This is a genomic window from Herbaspirillum lusitanum P6-12, from assembly GCF_000256565.1.
Taxonomy (GTDB): domain Bacteria; phylum Pseudomonadota; class Gammaproteobacteria; order Burkholderiales; family Burkholderiaceae_D; genus Herbaspirillum; species Herbaspirillum lusitanum.
In genome coordinates this window covers 1-1,695 of the sequence record NZ_AJHH01000725.1, presented here as the reverse complement: position 1 = coordinate 1,695, position 1,695 = coordinate 1, and the positions used below count along the sequence as shown (strand labels likewise).

The following is a 1,695-nucleotide window of genomic DNA, read 5'->3' as shown; positions in this document are numbered from 1 at the left end:
TGGCTGGCAGTGATTGCGACGGCGGCGGCGGTGCCGCACGTGCGCGTGATCCTGTATCCGACGCCGGTCCAGGGCGAAGGCGCCGGCGCGAAGATTGCGCGCGCCATCCAGACTGCATCCCAGCGCGCCGAATGCGACGTGCTGCTGGTCGGTCGCGGCGGCGGCAGCATGGAAGATCTGTGGGCCTTCAACGATGAAGCCGTGGCGCGCGCGATTGCGGCGTGCCCGATGCCGGTGATTTCCGGCGTCGGCCATGAGACCGACTTCACGATCGCCGATTTCGCCGCCGACCTGCGCGCGCCGACCCCGACCGCCGCCGCCGAGTTGTGCGCGACGCCGCGTGCCGAGTGGCAGGCCCAGTTGCAGAATCATGCCGCCGATCTCACGCGCGCACTCAGGCGCCGCCTTGCCGAACAGGGCCAGACCGTCGACTGGATGTCGCGCCGGCTGGTCAGCCCTGCTTCTTACATCGCGCACGAACGCGTCAAGCTGCGTGCGCTGCAGGCGCGCCTAGAACACGCCACGCGCACGCCGGTCACGCGTGCCCGCTATCAGTTGCAGCACCTGCAGACACGCCTGCAAAATCGCCTGCCCGATACCCGTGCTGCGCGCCTGCTGGTGGGCGGTCATCAACGCCGGATCGGCAACGCCGTCGCGCTGCTGGTGCAACGGCAGCGGCAGACGCTGGCGGCGCAGTCGTCCCAGCTTGAATTGCTCAATCCGCAGCGCACGCTCGAACGCGGCTACGCCATCGTCACCGACGCCAAAGGCAAGGTCCTGCGCGCGCCATCCGAACTGAAACCGCGCAGCAACGTCACGCTGCGACTGGCCGACGGCAGCGCCGAGGTCGGCATCGCCAGCGTACAGCCGACGCTGGACTGACACGGAACTCAAGGCGTATTGAGAATCATCCCGATTGCTATCCGCGATGCCTGAATTTCCTACATCAACTTGAGCCGTCGAACACCCGCAAAAGCCTGTCGCGAGAGTGCAAAGAATCGCTATCCGCTTTAGAATCACAGACTCAGAATAAAAATTCGTTTCAATCACCGATACCCGAAAGGATTCACCATGGCACATACCCTCCCGGCACTGCCTTATGAACTGGACGCACTGGCGCCAACCATTTCAAAAGAAACGCTCGAGTACCACTACGGCAAACATCATCAGACCTATGTCACCAATCTGAACAACCTGATCCCAGGTACAGAATTCGAAAACCTCTCCCTCGAAGAGATCATCAAGAAGTCCTCCGGCGGCGTGTTCAACAACGCAGCGCAAATCTGGAACCACACTTTCTACTGGAACGGCCTGACCCCAAAGGGCGCCGGCGCTCCAAGCGGTGCACTGGCTGACGCCATCAACGCCAAGTGGGGTAGCTTCGACGCCTTCAAGGCCGAGTTCACCAAGCAAGGCCTGGCCAACTTCGGTTCCGGCTGGACATGGCTGGTCAAGAAAGCCGACGGCACACTGGACATCGTCAACACCACCGGCGCCGGCACACCGCTGACCACCGACAGCAAGGCGCTGCTGACCATGGACGTCTGGGAACACGCTTACTACATCGACTACCGCAATGCACGCGCGAAGTACGCCGAAGCATTCTGGGGCATCGTGAACTGGGATTTCGCAGCGAAGAATTTCGCATAAGCAAACTCGGTTTTCGCGCTTGGAGAAAGCCTGCCGCGCGCAGGG

2 protein-coding genes are annotated in these 1,695 nt (G+C 62.4%); both read left to right on the top strand.

Going from position 1 to position 1,695, the window contains the following annotated elements:
* Positions 1-882 (top strand): exodeoxyribonuclease VII large subunit (xseA, locus tag HLUSI_RS0123510; protein WP_016836268.1); only part of this gene is annotated, 882 nt, incomplete at its 5' end.
* Between the two features lie 189 nt (positions 883-1,071).
* Complete coding sequence (gene sodB / locus HLUSI_RS0123505; protein WP_016836266.1) at positions 1,072-1,650, top strand: superoxide dismutase [Fe]; 579 nt, start codon at positions 1,072-1,074, stop codon at positions 1,648-1,650.
* Positions 1,651-1,695 lie beyond the last annotated feature (45 nt).

Coding starts and splice junctions, on each gene's coding strand:
- sodB (WP_016836266.1), top strand. CDS start 1,072: ATGGCACATACCCTCCCGGCACTGCCTTATGAACTGGACGCACTGGCG.